13 protein-coding genes are annotated in these 17,400 nt (G+C 38.2%); 3 read left to right on the top strand and 10 right to left on the bottom strand.

The window, feature by feature from the left end; translation table 11 throughout:
• Positions 1–8: 8 nt before the first annotated feature.
• The 6 genes from HMJ38_RS12240 to HMJ38_RS12265 all read right to left on the bottom strand — a co-directional run bounded on the left by HMJ38_RS12240 (position 9) and on the right by HMJ38_RS12265 (position 12,188).
• Positions 9–1,316: a DUF2254 domain-containing protein gene (locus tag HMJ38_RS12240; RefSeq protein ID WP_194974691.1), complete on the bottom strand. Its 1,308-nt coding sequence runs from the start codon at positions 1,314–1,316 to the stop codon at positions 9–11.
• A gap of 183 nt (positions 1,317–1,499) precedes the next feature.
• The gene (locus HMJ38_RS12245) at positions 1,500–2,693 is read right to left on the bottom strand and encodes a phosphatidylserine decarboxylase (RefSeq protein WP_194974692.1); all 1,194 of its coding nucleotides are present in this window, start codon (positions 2,691–2,693) and stop codon (positions 1,500–1,502) included.
• A 21-nt stretch (positions 2,694–2,714) separates the two neighbouring features.
• Positions 2,715–4,472, bottom strand: a complete 1,758-nt coding sequence (locus tag HMJ38_RS12250; RefSeq protein ID WP_194974693.1) for a hypothetical protein — start codon at positions 4,470–4,472, stop codon at positions 2,715–2,717.
• 32 nt (positions 4,473–4,504) lie between these two features.
• Complete coding sequence (locus tag HMJ38_RS12255) at positions 4,505–6,568, bottom strand: adenylate/guanylate cyclase domain-containing protein (RefSeq protein WP_194974694.1); 2,064 nt, start codon at positions 6,566–6,568, stop codon at positions 4,505–4,507.
• A gap of 546 nt (positions 6,569–7,114) precedes the next feature.
• Positions 7,115–9,541 (bottom strand): ABC transporter permease, encoded by a 2,427-nt coding sequence (locus HMJ38_RS12260; RefSeq protein WP_194974695.1) that lies wholly within the window; start codon positions 9,539–9,541, stop codon positions 7,115–7,117.
• 244 nt (positions 9,542–9,785) lie between these two features.
• The gene (locus HMJ38_RS12265; protein WP_194974696.1) at positions 9,786–12,188 is read right to left on the bottom strand and encodes an ABC transporter permease; all 2,403 of its coding nucleotides are present in this window, start codon (positions 12,186–12,188) and stop codon (positions 9,786–9,788) included.
• 746 nt (positions 12,189–12,934) lie between these two features.
• Between HMJ38_RS12265 and HMJ38_RS12270 the strand changes: the two genes are divergently transcribed.
• On the top strand, positions 12,935–13,657 hold the full coding sequence (locus HMJ38_RS12270) for a class I SAM-dependent methyltransferase (RefSeq protein ID WP_194974697.1): 723 nt from the start codon (positions 12,935–12,937) through the stop codon (positions 13,655–13,657).
• A 313-nt stretch (positions 13,658–13,970) separates the two neighbouring features.
• Here HMJ38_RS12270 and HMJ38_RS25325 read toward each other — a convergent pair whose 3' ends face one another.
• On the bottom strand, positions 13,971–14,219 hold the full coding sequence (locus tag HMJ38_RS25325) for a hypothetical protein (protein WP_228780029.1): 249 nt from the start codon (positions 14,217–14,219) through the stop codon (positions 13,971–13,973).
• Between the two features lie 150 nt (positions 14,220–14,369).
• Here HMJ38_RS25325 and HMJ38_RS12275 point away from each other — a divergent pair, with 150 nt between their 5' ends.
• Entirely contained in the window at positions 14,370–14,789 is a 420-nt protein-coding gene (locus HMJ38_RS12275) for a hypothetical protein (RefSeq protein ID WP_194974698.1), read from the top strand.
• Positions 14,790–14,998: 209 nt separating this feature from the next.
• Here the strand turns inward: HMJ38_RS12275 and HMJ38_RS12280 are convergent, their stop codons facing one another.
• From HMJ38_RS12280 to HMJ38_RS12290, 3 genes are all read right to left on the bottom strand, one after another.
• Entirely contained in the window at positions 14,999–15,343 is a 345-nt protein-coding gene (locus HMJ38_RS12280; protein ID WP_194974699.1) for a hypothetical protein, read from the bottom strand.
• Between the two features lie 6 nt (positions 15,344–15,349).
• Positions 15,350–16,375: a quinone oxidoreductase family protein gene (locus HMJ38_RS12285; protein ID WP_194974700.1), complete on the bottom strand. Its 1,026-nt coding sequence runs from the start codon at positions 16,373–16,375 to the stop codon at positions 15,350–15,352.
• A 66-nt stretch (positions 16,376–16,441) separates the two neighbouring features.
• A complete protein-coding gene (locus HMJ38_RS12290; protein ID WP_194974701.1) occupies positions 16,442–16,807 on the bottom strand; it encodes a cupin domain-containing protein in 366 nt (121 codons plus the stop codon).
• Between the two features lie 93 nt (positions 16,808–16,900).
• Here HMJ38_RS12290 and HMJ38_RS12295 point away from each other — a divergent pair, with 93 nt between their 5' ends.
• Positions 16,901–17,365, top strand: coding sequence for a YybH family protein (locus tag HMJ38_RS12295; protein WP_194974702.1), 465 nt, complete (start codon positions 16,901–16,903; stop codon positions 17,363–17,365).
• The last annotated feature ends 35 nt before the right edge of the window (positions 17,366–17,400 follow it).

The following is a 17,400-nucleotide window of genomic DNA, read 5'->3' on the forward strand; positions in this document are numbered from 1 at the left end:
CCACCTCCTTATTTCTTCAAAATCTTTTCAGCTCGTTTTCTAAGATCATCGAGGTCATGCTTTTCCTTGATATCTCCTTCACCTTTGGCCAGTACCATTTCAACATGCCTGATTACTGCTTTTTTGTAGTTTTCTTTTTTTGTGAATTCAAGCAATATTGTCAATGCTTCCATTAACCGGATGATGACAGCAGTGCTACCTGTTGAAAATTGTCGTATTTGATTGAATGCTGCATCTAAAACCCCCTCAAAATCCAAATTATCTGCTATTATTCTAAGATATCCCTCATCATCAAACCGATATTTTGAAGGAAATATTGCCTGTGCCAAATAACACATGGTGGTAGTTAGATTATCAATACAAGCTATTGCCGTAAAGGGGTCATTAACTCCTGGTGAAAGTGCTCTTGCAGCAATTTCCACCATCTGATGTATGGAATATTCAAGGTCTTGCTGTGATGTTTTGGTTTTGCCGATGACAAACGGAACTAACAGGTTTTCCATGGCTTCGTTCTCCAAATTCTTGTTTGTATAAAGGATACCTATTTCCATACCTTTAACCAAATAACTACCCGGACGGTAATGCAACTCCAATAGCGCATTTTGTTTAACTACAAATTCTAGCAAAGATTCACCATCGATATATTGAAAATAACCACTTTTGGGAGATTTTATAGATTTCTGCATTTTATAAGCAGAAATAGCTGAAACAGCATCAATATCCATTCCTTCTTTTTCTTCTCCTATTTTTTCGGGAAATAGTGTATTTACTTGTTTTGCAATAAAATCCGAAATCTCAGAAATTACTTTATCTGCTTGAATACTGATCGCTATTTGATGGATAAATACGATGAGCAAAATAATATTTGCCAATGCGGCCAAAATTGCAGCAAAAATAGAAATGGAAGGAATGAAACTATAATCGTCACTGTCTTTTACGGCATTCAAAACAAGGAGACAATATAAGTAGGTGGATATATAAGAGCCCAGAACGACCTGATTGAGCTTTACATACATGAAGTTTTTAATCAGCCTGGGTCCAAACTGAGAAGAGGCTAAGGTCAATGCCACAAGTGTCACAGAAAAAACTGTTCCTGCTACACCTATCATTGCCCCTGAAATAGTTGACAATATACTACGTGCAGAATCAGAGCTGTTTACCAAAAAAAATCGAAGCCAACCATCATAAGGAATAGTAACCATTCGATCCAAATACACCAAACCTATGGATAAAAAAACCGAAAAGCACATAATAATCACCGGCAAAAACCAAAAGGTTGCCAATAATTCTTTTAAGAAAAAGAGTATTTTTTTCATATTATAGATAGGAAAAAATTGCGGTTTACATTCATCAATTATTCTTGAATCAAACCGAACAATATGTTTCCAACAATATACCTGATATTTTTTAAATGCCGATTGTAAAGCACCAATAATCCAAATACATCATTTCAAATCATATGATAGAAATTTAAAGATTGGGGAAATAGCTGATAAATTTTATGGTGTGGATAAAGGGTTCATTCTTCCCAATCTTTGCCCCATCAATAGTGAAATGGAATTGAATACACCCTTCTGGAACAACAAGATATTGAGGGATCCTCCATATGCAAAATGTCCCAATTCATCTCCTTTTTTTATAGGTACCGGTTTTGCACCTTTGGGGACCATGCTTGATTGATTATTGATCATTGAGGGCGCTATGGCACTGATGGTGTTGAGTCCCACGGGAATGATGGCTACAAAACCATATTTTTTTGTTTCAATAATAAAATAGGCACGGTGGAAATCTTCAAAAATACTGAAATCAGTGGTGCTTTCTCCCACATTCCATTTGTTAAACCAATCTTCTCCATCAATGATGCCATTGTAAATGCCCGGGACTTCTTGGGACTCTACAATTTCTCCGGTAACAGGCGAGTGATAACGATGGTAATTGTTTGGCATCAGGACACAGGACACCGCTGTGCCCCCAACAAAATTCTTAGCGAATTCGGATTCATTTAATAAGTCATTCACATTAATTTGCCTTGATTTCACATTTAATTGTTTTGACAAGGTCAGATCGGATTCTATGAAATTGATTTCTGAATCCGCAGATGCCACAGCTAAAGCGTCATCTTCAGGAAAGGCAATTGGTCTTGCATTTGCCGAAGGTTTAAGCTTTCTCGTAAAAAACTCATTGAATGATTTAAAACCTCCTTCCGGAACAATAAAATCATCAATCTCTGAGGAAGGGTCTTTTAGCCAAAGTTCTAGAAATTTAAGCGAGGCAGGGGAATCCATATACCTGCCGTGTTCCTTGATGAATTGTACCGTCCAATTGAATATTTCTTTGGTGTAAGAAACATCTTTGTTTTTTCGGCTTTGCAGGGTATTTAAAAAATAAAAGGCTGTCTTGTTGTTAAGGTAGAAGTAGGTGAAAGGGACAATTTTTCCCAAACCACCATCCGGTGTTGGCAGAAAAGTGAACCAATCTTCAAAATAATCGACAAAATAATCAATCGTTTTTCCTGTCCAGGGATTTGGGGTACCATCCATTAAATAGGGGTCCACTTTGGAAATGGCATCATTATAGGCGGCCTCTACTACAGGGTTAGCTACTATTTCCCTTAGTTCTATCAGCAAATCTTTCATTTCCTGAGTCAATTCGGGATTTCTAAAATTAATGGTATTTGTTTTCTTATCAGACATGGCTTTTTTATTTAAAATAGTTTAGGTATTTGATTGCTTTAGTTGAACCTCACCAAAATCCACGACAGTACAGACTTCTTGGACCTTAACAAATTGCCCCGGCTGATACATTCCTATACTCATCAGATGGGTAATGGCAGGGGGCGTATTGTATTCAATTTTGTCCTTTTCCTTGACGGTAATTTGCCTATCATTTTCCAAATCATCCTGTATACTTTCCATCATCTTCACATAGGCGTCAGCAGGTGACATCGTACCTTCATTGATAATTTTATCATGTTGGGTAAATACTTCAAAAAGCGCCCATGCAGCAATAGCTATTGGTTTTGGGTCGCTTTTTATAAAGTGGAATAAGGACGCTGCAAGTCCTTTAAAACTATGCAGTTTTTTGATCTCCTTTTCAAAGTCCAATTCATCATTTTTGTTCCCTCCAAAAGCGAGGTAAAGTTCACTGAAGGTGTTTTGAAGATAATTTTTGGGATCTTTGGCAGCATAAATATGGGCATGTGCCATCATTAGTTTTTCGATGATGGGCATGGCGTGCATTAAAAATTCCAACTTACTTATCCCCATCCTATCATCTATCTTTTCCATCAATGCCAAAATAATGGTACTTGAAACAATTGGGCCAACGTCCAACATATCCGCATAGAACTGGATAATATCTAACATCACATCAGCAGCACTCTGTGGTGCCCAACAGGTTGCTTCAGATGGTTGAAGTGGTTTTTTTCCTTTAAATCCATTCAATAAACCTCCCCTTCGTGCTGTATCATAAGCCTCATATTCCTTTAGGGTAAATGGGCTTATTTGTTTAGCCGTAAAGCCTTGCTTTTTCCATAATGGCTCAAAAAAAGTCTCATTTTTGGAAGTAAACCCGGGATCAGGACCAATGATATTTGAATAAAATTTTACAAACCTATTGTAAAGGTCTTTGCCCTCATTTTCACCATAAATTTCCTGAAAAGAGATTAGATTATGTGGTAAATTCAAAGCGATTGTTGCTACCAAGGTTTTATGTGCCGCACAGTAAGTGAACCAGGTATCGTCATTTCTCAGGTATCCTTCAAATTTTATCCAGTCTCTGTAAAACATCAAAGCGGTATTGATATCGATAGGTCTGAATTTGGAGTTTTTATAATCTTTGGGAAACATGATACCACTGTTAAGGCAAGTATCCACGTATTGTAGGTTTTTGTTTAAAGTTCCTTGCGGGACACCTTCAAGGGAAATGATCTGAACGTTTGCAGGATAGCCAAAAGGTGTTCCGTCTACTTTGCCATTTACCCCAAATTTATGGCTATGGTAAAGCATCGGTGCGTTGGTCGTGTAGCCATTTCCGTAGTAAGCGCCCAAATGCGTAAATCCCAATTCTATTTTGTCGGATTTGGTCAAGAAAAATTCCAGGTTTCCTTTATTTTGTTCGGGATGGAAGTAATTTATAAGTGCATAAATTGGGTCTCCCTCTTCCAATTGCATTTTTTCTTTAAGAAAAGCATCAATGAGCGAGGCTCCGGGTACATAGGCATGGTTTGGGTCCATTACACTTCCATCGTCGCTGATCGGAACGAAATGCATTCCAATTTTGCCATCAGGAAGCAGATATTGATAATCTTTCACTGTAAATGAAGACCCATCTGCCAGTAAAATTTCAGTAGTGCCAAATTTCGCTCTTTCAATTTTATATTGATCTAATGCGGCATCGGTCAGTTCGTATTGGCCCGGAAAACTTGAGTCTCCCGAATCATGAACTATTGGATTTCGAAAAGGGATATTCATTTTACTTTCATGTTTAGGTGGATTTTAAAATACTATATCAATACTGAAACTTTATCCAAATAATATTCAGCAGCTTTATCATTTGGTAAATCCTCAAGAACACCTTCAAATAATATCTTAGCTCCTGAGAAGTCTTTGTTTTGATAACAATTTATGGCTTTTTCAAAATTGGTTTTAGTTTTTAATTTCGCTTTAAAAATTTCGGATTCATCAAAAGAGAATATTTCATAAATGGCAACAGAACCAGATTTTCCTTTTATCTGAACATTTCCAAGGAATCGATAATCTATCCTGATATTATCACTCACCTCTTTAAGCAAATGCTCGCTGACAATGATGTTAGATCCATAGACTTTGGTAAGGCTTTCAAGCCGAGAAGCTAAATTCACGGCATCAGAAATAACCGTTCCATCCATTCTCTCTTCTTCCCCAATTGTACCTAGCATCAAAGACCCTGAATTGATCCCAATCCCAATATCAATTTTCTGCAACCCGGACTTTATCCTGATATCATTGAAAGACTCTAATTCTTTGAGTAACTCACCTGCGGTAGTAATGGCATCTTTAGGGTCAAGGGGGAATAATGCCATGATCGAATCCCCCATAAATTTGTCGATGAATCCGTTATTTTTCCTCACAATGGGGCTAATTCGCTTTAAAATCGAATTGATAAAGTTGAAATTCTCTTCCGGTGTCATCGATTCTGATATAGTGGTAAAGGATCTGATGTCCGCAAAAAATATGGTCATATCCTTGATTACATGATCTCCTAAATGAACATCCACTATACTTTCCTTACCAAGGAAACTTAAAAATTCGCTTGGTACAAATCGGCTATTGGCTTTATAGATTTTGAGAATATGTTGGGAGAGGTTTTCCACGGAAGTAAACGCTTTGGAAAACCTTAATGAAATAAGAAACGACTGACAAAATATCAAAAACAGCAATCCATATTGGGTATAATATCCGCTATTGATAATCTGACTATCAAACAGGATATCGTTAAATGCAGCTAGAAACATGACAAACATCCCAACAGAGGCAATCAAGGCACCATCTCTCTTATTCCATGTCGCTTTAATCAGGACATACATTTGATAGAAGAGCGTAAACGCCAAAACCAGGTAGAATGGATTTAATAAAAACGTGGAAACTTTAGCAGGAAATAACAAGGACAAGGAGAAAATAACCCCCATATAAATGCTTATTTTTCCAAGGATAGGTTTTGAATCTTCTGGAAACAAGTTTTCTATAAATAAAGTAAAAATAGAGGGTCCAAGGAAAGCCCCAAGAAAAATCAACTTAATATAAATCTCAAAATTAAATTCCGGATATAAGGATATCAAAAAAGTCTCTCCCAAGCCTATTGTTCTTAGCATAATCAAAAAACACAAGATGCTAAAGTATAATGTAGAGATTTCTTTTCTTCTCAGATAATACAGCCCTAAATGATAAAAAGCCATGATAAAAAGACTCCCCGTCAGAAATAAATCAATTGCAAATTGCCTTAAGTGCATTTTCTTTATCTGATTTTCATTTCCTAGCTTGTATGCTGCCGGCGTCCCCCCTTTGTCGAAATAAAAATTAGATACCTGAAGTGTAATAGCTATTTCATTTCCCTCCGTGTCAAAGTATATATATTGGGGTAAAGTCTGAGGAATCATCTCTTCCTTCGATGTCCCAACTTTGCCATTTTCAGCAAGAAGGTTATCATTGATCCAAAGCTTGTAAGCGGTAAAGTGAAAAGGTATCCTAATCCCTAATCTTTCATTATTGCCACTTGTCTTTATCAATAACCTGTAGGTTGCAAAACCTGAACCTGGCAATTTGACATTGTCAATCACCTGACCATTCCAGACACCTGGAATTTCTATATAAGATTTTGTAGGCAAGGTTATAAAATCAGTCGGATCCAATAGATGATTCCAATAGAATTCCCATTCTCCATTTAAGGGAATAATACCCTTATTTTGGAAATTCCATTCAGATGCTTCAAGAATACCTTTTTCTGCTGTAGGTTTTTTTTCTTCTGTACAACTCGTAAAGAAAAATGAAAGGAGAAACAAAAAAATCAATTGCCTAAAATATGATAACATAAGGTCTTTAAAGAGTTTGTCTTTTTAATTTGAAATCCAAACAGCGCTGCTACCATTAAATGTAATCAGAATTTGCGATACAAAAAAAATGTTGCAATACAGTTAATCAACAAAATTTATTAGTTAAAAAAATAACAAATCAAAAATTATTCAGAACTATAAATATCTTCGTTTTTACCAATAATTATTTGATGAAATGAAAACTTTTGTTCAAAACCCGATGAGACAGAGCTTTCACATCATAATTTGAAACTGATCTGTTTTTTTCATCAATAAAGACAAGCCCACCAATTAGGTTTAATCTTCAAAAGAATTAATTCTACAAGAACATATTATGACCAAAGAACCTAATGTATCTGGTATAGGAATATCAGCGAATACCCATATTTAATAAATCAAATTTTTTCTTGGCTCACGCATCTCGACCCTTAACTCTTATCTCCCGCTTCTTGGTTCTTATCTCTCGCTTCTCCCTTCGCTTCTTTCACTAACTTCTTCCCTACAACAAACCAATCTCATATCTCACGTCTCATATCTCACGTCTACTTATTCTACCTTAAAAGCATCCACCGGATTGATCATGGCTGCGCGGATGGATTGGGAACTGACGGTTAAGGCAGCTATGAGTGTTGCCGAGAACCCGGCAATTAGGAAAACTATCCATGATACAGAAACACTGTAAGCAAAATTCTCCAACCACCCGTTCATGCCATACCAAGCTATGGGGATGGCCAAAAGGAAACCAAAAAACACCAGTTTAAGAAAGTCCTTGCCCAATAGGGAAACAATACTCCAAATGCTCGCCCCCATGACCTTTCTGATCCCGATTTCTTTTGTTCGCTGTTCCGTAGCATAGGCTGCAAGGCCAAACAAGCCCAATACAGAAATCAAAATTGCCAATCCAGCAAAGAAGCCAAATATGGCCCCAACCTTTTCCTCGGCTTTATATTGTTGTTCAAACCTATCCGATACCAAGTAATAATTGAATGGAAAATCAGGCTTCATGGCTAACCACTCTTCTTGCAAAAATGCCAAGGTGGCATCTTTGTATTCGCCTTTAATTTTGATGGCTACTTCATTGATACGGTCGGTTGGAATCAGGAATACCATGGGACTAATCGGTTGGTGAAGTGATTCAAAGTGAAAATCCTTTAAGACTCCTGTTACATATCCTCTCCTAATTCCATATTGAAATGGTTTATCAACTGCCTCCTCTGCACTCGACCAACCAATAGCACGAACAGCAGATTCATTTAAAATAAATGCTTCGGTAGAATCACTGGCAAGGTTAAAATCAAAATCACGTCCTGCAACCATTTCCATCCCAAAAGTCTCCATAAAATTATGGCTGACATGAATGTCTGAAATCCTAACTTCAATGGGCAATAATTCACCGTTCACTTCTGCTTGGGCTCCTTGAGCATCTAAAAGTCTTCCTGAAGGAATTCTGCTTCCCAAAGCCACATTGTCTATCCCCGGTTGCTGAAGTAATCTTTCCCGCATCATCTCATAGTTACTTATCAATTCATCATAGGCTGGAAGTACAACTATTTCATCTTTGTCAAAACCAAGATCCTTGTTTTTCATAAAATCCAGTTGATTCAAAACAACCATCACAGCGACTATTAATATTACTGAGATTGCAAATTGACCTACAACCAAAAATGATCTTAATTTTTCATGAATGGAACCGATTTTATAAGTTCCTTTCAACACCTTAACAGGCTGAAATCCGGAAAGGAAAAGAGATGGATAACTTCCTGCCAACAATCCTACAACGACTACAAGGACCAACAATCCTACGAGATATTCCGGATGACTGAAAAAATTCAAGCTGAGAAGTTTCCCGGTGAAATTGCTGAATGTGGGTAGAAATAGGTATGCAATCAATAGGGCCACAATCAACGCAATCAGTGACATTAGAATCGTCTCTGCCATAAACTGCCTTACCAGCAGTTGCCTGTCCGCACCCAGGACCTTTCTCAAACCCACCTCCAAAGCTCTTTTTGCAGAGCGGGCAGTGGCAAGATTCATGAAATTGATACAAGCGATCAAAAGAATAAAAATGGCTATGGCACTGTAAATATAAACGTATTCAATACTGCTGTTTGGTTCAATTTCAGAATCCAAGTTTGAATGTAAATGTATATCGGTCAAAGGCCACAAAAACAATTTGGTGCCCATAGAAGCAGAAAACCCTTGGGAACTCTTGGGCAAATGGCGATCAATGAAATCAGGAATCTGAGCTTCCAAATCCCTTACATCCACTCCCTGTTCCAGAAGAAGGTATGTTCCAAAATTATTGCTCCCAAAGTTCTTCATCATACTTTCGTAGCCTCCATAAAAAGCAACTACAGGTTCCATGGATGCCAAAAAGTCTGCTTTGAAGTGGGAATTATCAGGAATATCTTCCATAACTCCTCTGACCTGCATATTGACTACTTGGGATCCGATCATCACTTCCAATGACTTGCCTAACGCGTCTTGGATTCCAAAATATTTTTCTGCCATGGTTTTGCTGATCACCAAACCATCAGGGAATGTGAGTGCAGTTTCAGCGTCCCCTTCCAACAATGGCCATGAAAACACTTTGAACACCTCAGGATCGGAGAAAAAGAATCTGTTTTCTTCAAAAACCTTGGTGCCATCCTTAGCCACAACATTGACATTCATCAACCTTACAGCTTCCTGAATTTGCCCTTCAAAATCAGATTTCAACAATGGCCCAAATGGTGGTGCTGCATGACCTAAGTGAAGGTTGGTTTCTCCATCCGGGTTAAACCAAGCTCTTGAAACCCTGTAAATCCTATCCGAGTGCTCATGATATTTATCATAACTGAGTTCATGTTGGACAAATAGAAATATCAAGATACTTGCAGCCATCCCAACAGATAGTCCCAAAATATTAATCAGGATATAAGCAGGGTTTTTCTTTAGATTTCGGATAAATATTTTAAAATAATTGTGGAGCATGGGAGTTGTTGGTTGTTGTAAGTTTTTATGGTTATAAGGATATCCAATTTATGGGTTGATCCTTGTATTTTTTGGTTGTTTTTTCCACGAAATTCTTCGGGGTAAGCTTTGGTTTTTATTCTTGGTTCTTGGTTCTTGAATCTTGGTTCTTTCTCGCTTCTCGGCTCTCGATTCTCGTTTCTAAGTTCGCATCTCGGTTCTCTCTTCTTCATCCTTCATCCTTTCTCCCTCATCCTTTCCCTTACTAATCATCCTTCAATGTCTTAGCAGGATCTTGGACAAAAACCTTTATGGTTCTATAGCCTATGGTAAGGAAAGAAATGAAACCAACAAGCAATATGGCCAATACGAAAATCCAAGGTGACACTTCAGTTTTGTTTGCAAATCCTTCAAGCCATTGATTGGAAAACCAAATCCCAAAGAAGATGGCCATCACCGCTGAAAGGCCCAGTAACATAAAGAAATCAGCGGAAAGCACTTTGAGTACATCATATACCTGGGCACCTAGAACTTTTCTGATACTTATTTCCCTGGTCCTCCTCAAGGCCACATAAGACACCAATCCAAAGAGTCCCATACAGGCAATGCCGATAGCTATTGCTGCGAATAAACCGAATATTTGACCGATTTTTTGCTCTGCCTGATACATTTTTCCATATTCTTCATCTAGAAAACGATAGGCAAAAGGCCTCTCAGGAAAGAACCCTTTCCATACTTCTTCCATTTTTGCCAAATTTGAGGTTAGATTTCCTTTTGGCATTTTGACCAGTAACCAGTTCGCCTCTCTAGGTTGGATAAAAATCCCCAAAGCACCAACCTGATGGTGAAGGGAATTGAAATAGAAATTTTCCACCACACCTTTGATTACACTATTGACCCCATTATAAACAATTCTGCGCCCAATGCTTTCCTCGGGTGTCCAGCCCAGTTCCTTTATTGCGGCCTCATTGAATATCACATTCATTTCCTGCTTCTCTTCATAAGCTTTCGATTGATCTATATCCTGATCGGTAAAATCACTTCCTGCAATCAAATTCAATCCTATGGTCTTTACCATATCATGGTCAACCGCAAAACCAGTAATCATAAAATCCTTATCATTGTCACCACCGGGAGTTACCGAATAACCTGCCTGAATAAAATGAGGCATAGCATTTCCCAAACTAGCGGAAAGGGCAACCCCTTCCCTCTTAATTTCATTTTTTAAGGCAGGTATCAGCTCCCGCATGTTGTATTGAAAATTCAAGGCTACGACGGATTCGCGATCATATCCTAAATTCACAGATTGTAGATATTCCAATTGCTGTTTTACAATCAACGTTGCAACAAGTAAACTGATGGACACAAAAAACTGAAAAACCACAAGACTCCTCCTAAGCCATGGGCCTCCTTTTGCACCTAAGACCCTCTTGCCCAAAGCCTGTAAAGGTTCCAATCCAGACAGAACAAGCGAAGGATAATAGCCAGAAAAAAACGCAATGAAAATGATCAGGCCTATTTCAGTCGAAACCCCTATGGGACTGAGCAGTAACTCGGTATTTAAGGGAATACCACCAAAATCCTCAAATTGGGATTTGAATAAGAAGAGCAACAAAATACTCAATGCCATACTGAAAATTGAAAGAATGAAAGACTCGGAGATAAATTGGCCGAACAATTGAACTCTACCAGCACCAAGTACTTTCCTTAAACCAACCTCTTTGTTTCTTTCTGTGGCTTCTGCTGTAGCCAAATTCACATAATTGATAATTCCAATGATAATCAATAAAATTGCCACCATCCCAAAAATGTAAAGGTTTTTGATATCCGCGGCAGGTTTCATTTCCTTTAGTTGACTATCGCCTAAGTATATTGAGGTCAATGGCTGAAACAATATCCCCACTTCAAACCCATAACTCCTCATTTCTTCTCCAAAATATTTCTCAACCAACAAATCAAGTTTTTGTGCAAACTGTTCCCTATCAGCATTTGGAATTAGTTTGGCATAAGAATAATAATTGGCAGGTGACCACTCCGGGTTTGTACCGTGACGATGGGTCTTAAAGGAAGCCAGAAAATCAAAATCCAAATGGCTGTTGCTCGGAAAATCTTCCACCACTCCTGTGACTGTATAATCCTTTCCGTCGATTTTCAGAACTTGACCTATACCTGAATTGATATTTCTATAATATTTTTCAGCCGTACTTTTGGTCAATACAATCTGATTGGGTTCAGCCAATAATTCCCCATCCTGTCCTACCAACTTTTCCAAATCGAAAACCTCAAAAAAGTTTTCATCTACGTAAGCAAATTTATTTTCTTCTTGATTGCCCTGACCAGCATCTACCAACACCGAAGAAAAAATCCCTACGTCAAAAATCAGGGTCCCCACTTCCACCTCTTCCAACTCTTCCATCATTGTAGGCACTAAAGCCGAAGGTGTCATACTTACAACTTGTTCTTCTCCTGCCATGGCAAAACGCTGACCGAACCTGACCACACGGTCCGAATCAGCATACATGCTATCATAAGTGGCTTCATGGTAAATATACAGGGAGATCGCCAAAAAACTCGCAATGGCGACGGTCAACCCAAGGATGTTGATACCTGTATATAGCTTTCGCTTGGAAAGGTTTCGTAACGAGACTTTAAAATAGTTTTTCCACATTTTTGTTGAGATGTGAGATGTGAAACGCAAGACACGAGACATGAGACGCAAGAAATAAGATCTAAACCTGCCCGGCAGGTTTAAGTATAGAAATCTTACGCTATATTTTTTTTTGATTTGATTAACTCTTTTTGCCACAAACCTTAAAGTCTGTTGCACAATTTTGAAATAGTTGGTTCTGTATTAATCGGTCTTTAGGACTGATATGGTTAATCCCACATTTATGCCACAAGTCAAAACCCCTCAAATAAGGCAAAAAGGGATAATCTAAAAATCATTATGAAAAAAAGTCGAACAGTTTTGACCGTCAGCGGACAAAAACCAAAGCCCCGACATCATCGAGGCTTTGCGCTGTTTATCAACTAAACTAAAATACCTCTTAGAAAGAACGTTTCGGTGTGCGAGGCAACATACCTTGGGGAAGAATGCAATTATTTCAATTCTTCCTTAGGGACTTCAAATCCAAAATCAAATATTACCTCTTCTGCAGTAGGGACATTCTCCATGTCCTTATAGTTGGTTTAGGTTTCAAAAAGGGCAAATATCAAATTGTTTGAAGCTGTTATCCTTTTTCCCAAAAAGATGCCAAATTCAAAATCTCCCAATTTTGGCAATTAGAGGTCATCCCTTGGCTTAATCCAACTGTATCCGTACAGTTATTGTCCACCTGCGATCAAAACAATTACGACTGCCCCTCGTTTTCGAAGTATATTCAGTGCATAGAATCTCATTATAAAGCTACCAACATGAATAAGTCCTTTCTTTTTCTTTGCTTTTGTTTTTTATCAATTTATTCTCAGGCACAGGATTCACAAAAAGAGTCTTCGGCAAAAACTGTTTATTCCTATAAGACTCCTGACCGTGATGGAACAGGAAAAGTATACATGGGGAGGGAGATATCGCAGGTGATGAATTTTATGGGCATGAGTTGGCTGGAAAGGTCCACCAGGCCCCAAGAGGAAAATACCGAATTGGCCATCAAAAACCTTCCTATTGACAAAAAGAGTGTAGTAGCAGATATAGGGGCCGGGTCAGGGTATTACACATTTAGGATTGCAAAGCGGGTACCTGCTGGATTGGTGTATGCTGTGGAAATCCAGGATCCTGCCATCAAATATCTGGAAGACAAAAGTGAGGAGTTGGGATATGACAATGTGAAAACCATCAAAGGAACCGAAAAATCACCCAACCTACCTGAAAATACCATTGACCTTGCCATCATGGTGGATGTATACCATGAACTGCTGTATCCCCATGAAGTATTGCAGGAAATCAAAAAATCTCTCAAACCCGATGGGAAACTATTGCTGATAGAATACAGAGGTGAAGACCCTAAGGTCAGGATCAAACCATTGCACAAAATGACCGTGGAACAAGTCACCAAAGAACTTTCAGCAAATGGATTCAAATTATCACAGAACGGACAGTTTATGAATATCCAGCATTTTTTGGTTTTTGAGAAAGATTAAGTCGTCTGAATTTGAGATGAGATTTGTAATTATAATTTACTTAATTCTAAATCCAATTTTATATTTTCTGCAATACTTTTGAACAGTATTTAAAAAATTTTCCTCTAAACATTTGGAACCAAGAAAAACAGGAACATTGATGGACTTCCCTTTTTTGGGTTTGACGATGAGGTAGTTTTTGGAACTTGGTTCGTATCCAATCGGGTCATCTGCGATTGGCCACCAATCTCTATGGAATCTTTTTGCGAAAGGGTAAAGCAAAAGGCTGATTTTGCTTATATCTGAATAAGAGAGGCTCTTGGGCTTTTCCCCTTTATCGATTAGTATTTTTTTTTTTCAACTTGACTTCTCCAATTTTTCGAACTGGAAAAGCAAGGGTAAGAAGCAGAAAAACAAGGAAGGCAAACAAAAAAGGAAGACTGGTAAATAGCCCCCATTTTTCCATGGACTTGTCTAAAGTCAGGAATAAAATCAAACCCAAAATAAAAGCAGTCCATCCCAGAATAGTCAAGAATGAGGTGATTTTATTAGCTGCTTTTATTTCAAGTTTTACTGTTTTCATGGTGCCATGTACAAAGATTAACGTGATAAAGACTTTGACAGTTCATTGCAAAATCCTCGAGAAAGCTTCATTTCTATTCGTAATTGAACCAAAAGAGTATTTAATGAAAGGCAAAATTGAAATTACAAAGCATATTAAGTAGCTTTAAAAATGATGATAGACAACCTATTGAAAATCGAAAAAATCGGAAAGCAATTGTTAAGGGGCGGTATTGCCCTTTACTTGGCATCTATTATATTTTTTACCATCGGAAACGTTAAACCTACAGAATTGGCTCAATTACATACCGGCTTGGTCGGAATGCTGCTATTCGGATTAATTATTATGCTTTTGTTTCATTATAAAAACCCCAAAGCTGGTGCTATAGGCGGTGCTGGGACAACCTTGTTTTTTTTGACCTCAGCCATTTTGGTGGGTTATAGTGATTTTTCCCAAGATGTATCCGGTTCCATTATCTTTCTCCGCATCATCAAAGACATTTTACTTGCATTTGGGGCATTGATACTGACAGGGGAATCTGTTAAGGAAATGGTCAGGGAGAGAATTACAAAACCATTTCCAAAGAGGTAATACCGGGGAAGGTCTTTGATGGCCAATAATCTTCATGTTTAATTCCCACTCCAAAATTATCAATGGTATCAAAAATGATATCAGTTTTTGTTGAATTTGGCTAAAGCTTAATTAGGTTTTACAAATATTTGCGAATGGGTGAAAGCCACATTCCAAATGATAGTTTCAGTCTTTAAAATTGAAAATTCCCAGAACAACAACTGCTCGATTTATTTATTCCAGTTCAGCTGATAAATCAATATCAACACTGCAATAATTACGATAGTGGTGTAAATCATCTTATTGTTTTTTGCCAACCAATTGGGCAGGTAAATATCAAAGTTATGGGCCTGAGAATCCGAATATTTTCTTGCAATCAAAGTTACCGGGCAAATCGACTTAAATAACAACAAAACAAGCCCTTCCAAAACGATGAGTCCAAGACAAATCCACACCCATTTGTCTATCTTGTTGACGATAACCGCATACAGCAAATAAAAAATGACTACATTGAAAAATAGCCAAATGACTGTATGCAGGATTTTGATCCAAACCAATTTTGAAGCACTATCCATACTTTATCAATCAGTTTCCCAATGCACCACAATCTTCCCAATAGATTGTCTGGACTCTAAAAATCTGTGGGCTTCAGCCAATTGATGGGAACTATATTCTCCACCAATCTCCGGATTAAAGGCACCTTCTTGATAATACTTCAGCACTTCCTTCATGCAGTGCTGAAGCAATTCAGGTTTATCCTCTGCTATTCTCAGCATATTTACGCCAATTATGCTGATAGATCGCATCATGAGGATGATAGGTGACCATATCCCAAAGCCGGCCGCAACCCTGAATTTGTGGAAAAAACTTTTGGAAGCGGACATGCTACTGCCACCATATACTACCATTTTACCTCCACTGTTCAGTAGGTTCATTCCTTTTCTTACTGACATCCCACCAACGGGATCGAATATGGCATCAAGCTTTCTCTTCCATCCTGCTTTTTCCAAAACCTTTTCAAAATCCTCATTTCTGTAATCTATTGGAAGATCTGCCCCTTGTCCTTTAAGATAATCTAACTTATGGGAACTTACAGTTCCTGCAATGATGCAGCCCCTTCTTTTGGCCATTTGAATCAAGGCTGTTCCCACCCCACCTGCGGCGGCATGGATCAAAACACGATCTCCGGGATGAAGGTTGAGACATTCTTCCAATGCATACCAAGCAGTACTATATTGAACCGACAGGGCCAAGGCCCTACTTGCTGGCACCTCATCTTGTAAAGGAATTACCGCCAATTCAGGTGTCAATACGTGACTGGCATAGCCTCCAAACCTGCTGAAAGCCAAAACCCTGTCCCCTACTTTGATACTTTGGACCGATGTTCCGATTTTCTCTATTCTTCCCACAGCCTCATACCCTATCACCGTAGGCAAAGGAGGACATTCTCTATACAGGCCAAGCCGAGCCATGACATCTGCATAGTTGAGGCCAAAGGATTCTGTTTTGATCAGAACTTCATTATCAGCTGGTTCTGGTAAATTTAAATCACGGAGTTCAAATGCTTTATCAGCATCACCGTTTTGGATAAGGTAGAAAGCTTTCATATCTAAAAATACCATATTTTGTTGATAGGTAGAGTATCATCATTAAAAACCTTGGCTACATCTTTCTCAGATCCAATCTAATTTTTCAACAGTCTGTGATGTTATGACTTCGCCCGTATGCTTGGTGGATTTGGGCTCGATCAACATGACACATACTTCTTCCCCATCTTTGGTCCAAGGAAAATGCTCAACACCTTTGGGTACAATCAGAATCTCTCCGGGTCGAGTTATCACCGTCTCACTATCCCTGAAATCCATCATCAACGTACCACTGATAACTACAAACATTTCGTCTTCTTCTTGATGGCTATGCCACACAAACTCTCCTTTTAATTTAGCCAGCTTGACATGGTTTTCATTGAGTTCTCCAATGATATACGGATGCCAAAAATCTGATATTTTATCGAATTTGTTTTTAAGGTCGGTTTTCATAAATTGAATATTTTGGGAGTTATATTTCAAGGTTAAAGATAACAGGCATAGATTTGTTTCTGATATAAATTCATCTCCATAAAAATTAAAGGCATGGAAAAAAACATAGGTACATTTTTGGTAGGTTTAGGTATCGTTTTGGTTTCCTGTCAAGCAGTGGAAAAGAAAACAATCAGTGATGAAATTGCTGCCATTACAGCAATATCCGCTGAAAGGGCGAAAGCATTTAATGATGGAAATGCCAATGGGATTGCTATACACTTTACCGCAGATGCTTTTCTAATGGCACCGGAATCAGAAATCAAAAGAGGCAGGGAAGAAATTGAGGCCTATTATCAAGCTATTTTTGATGAATTTGAAACAGAATTGGAAAGTGGCTACGAAGATGTGAAAGTCGATGGGGATTTGGCATATGGACGCGGATTTGCCAAAGTATGGCTCACACCCAAATCAGGCGGAAAAAAAATCTATTCGGAATCCAAATATCTGAATATCCTGGAAAGGCAGTCAGATGGCGCTTGGAAAACCACCCATGATATCTGGAACGGCAATGATTAATCCATCATAAAGAGACTACTTTATGATGGCTTTGT

It is taken from the genome of Aquiflexum lacus (genome assembly GCF_015476655.1).
Taxonomy (GTDB): domain Bacteria; phylum Bacteroidota; class Bacteroidia; order Cytophagales; family Cyclobacteriaceae; genus Aquiflexum; species Aquiflexum lacus.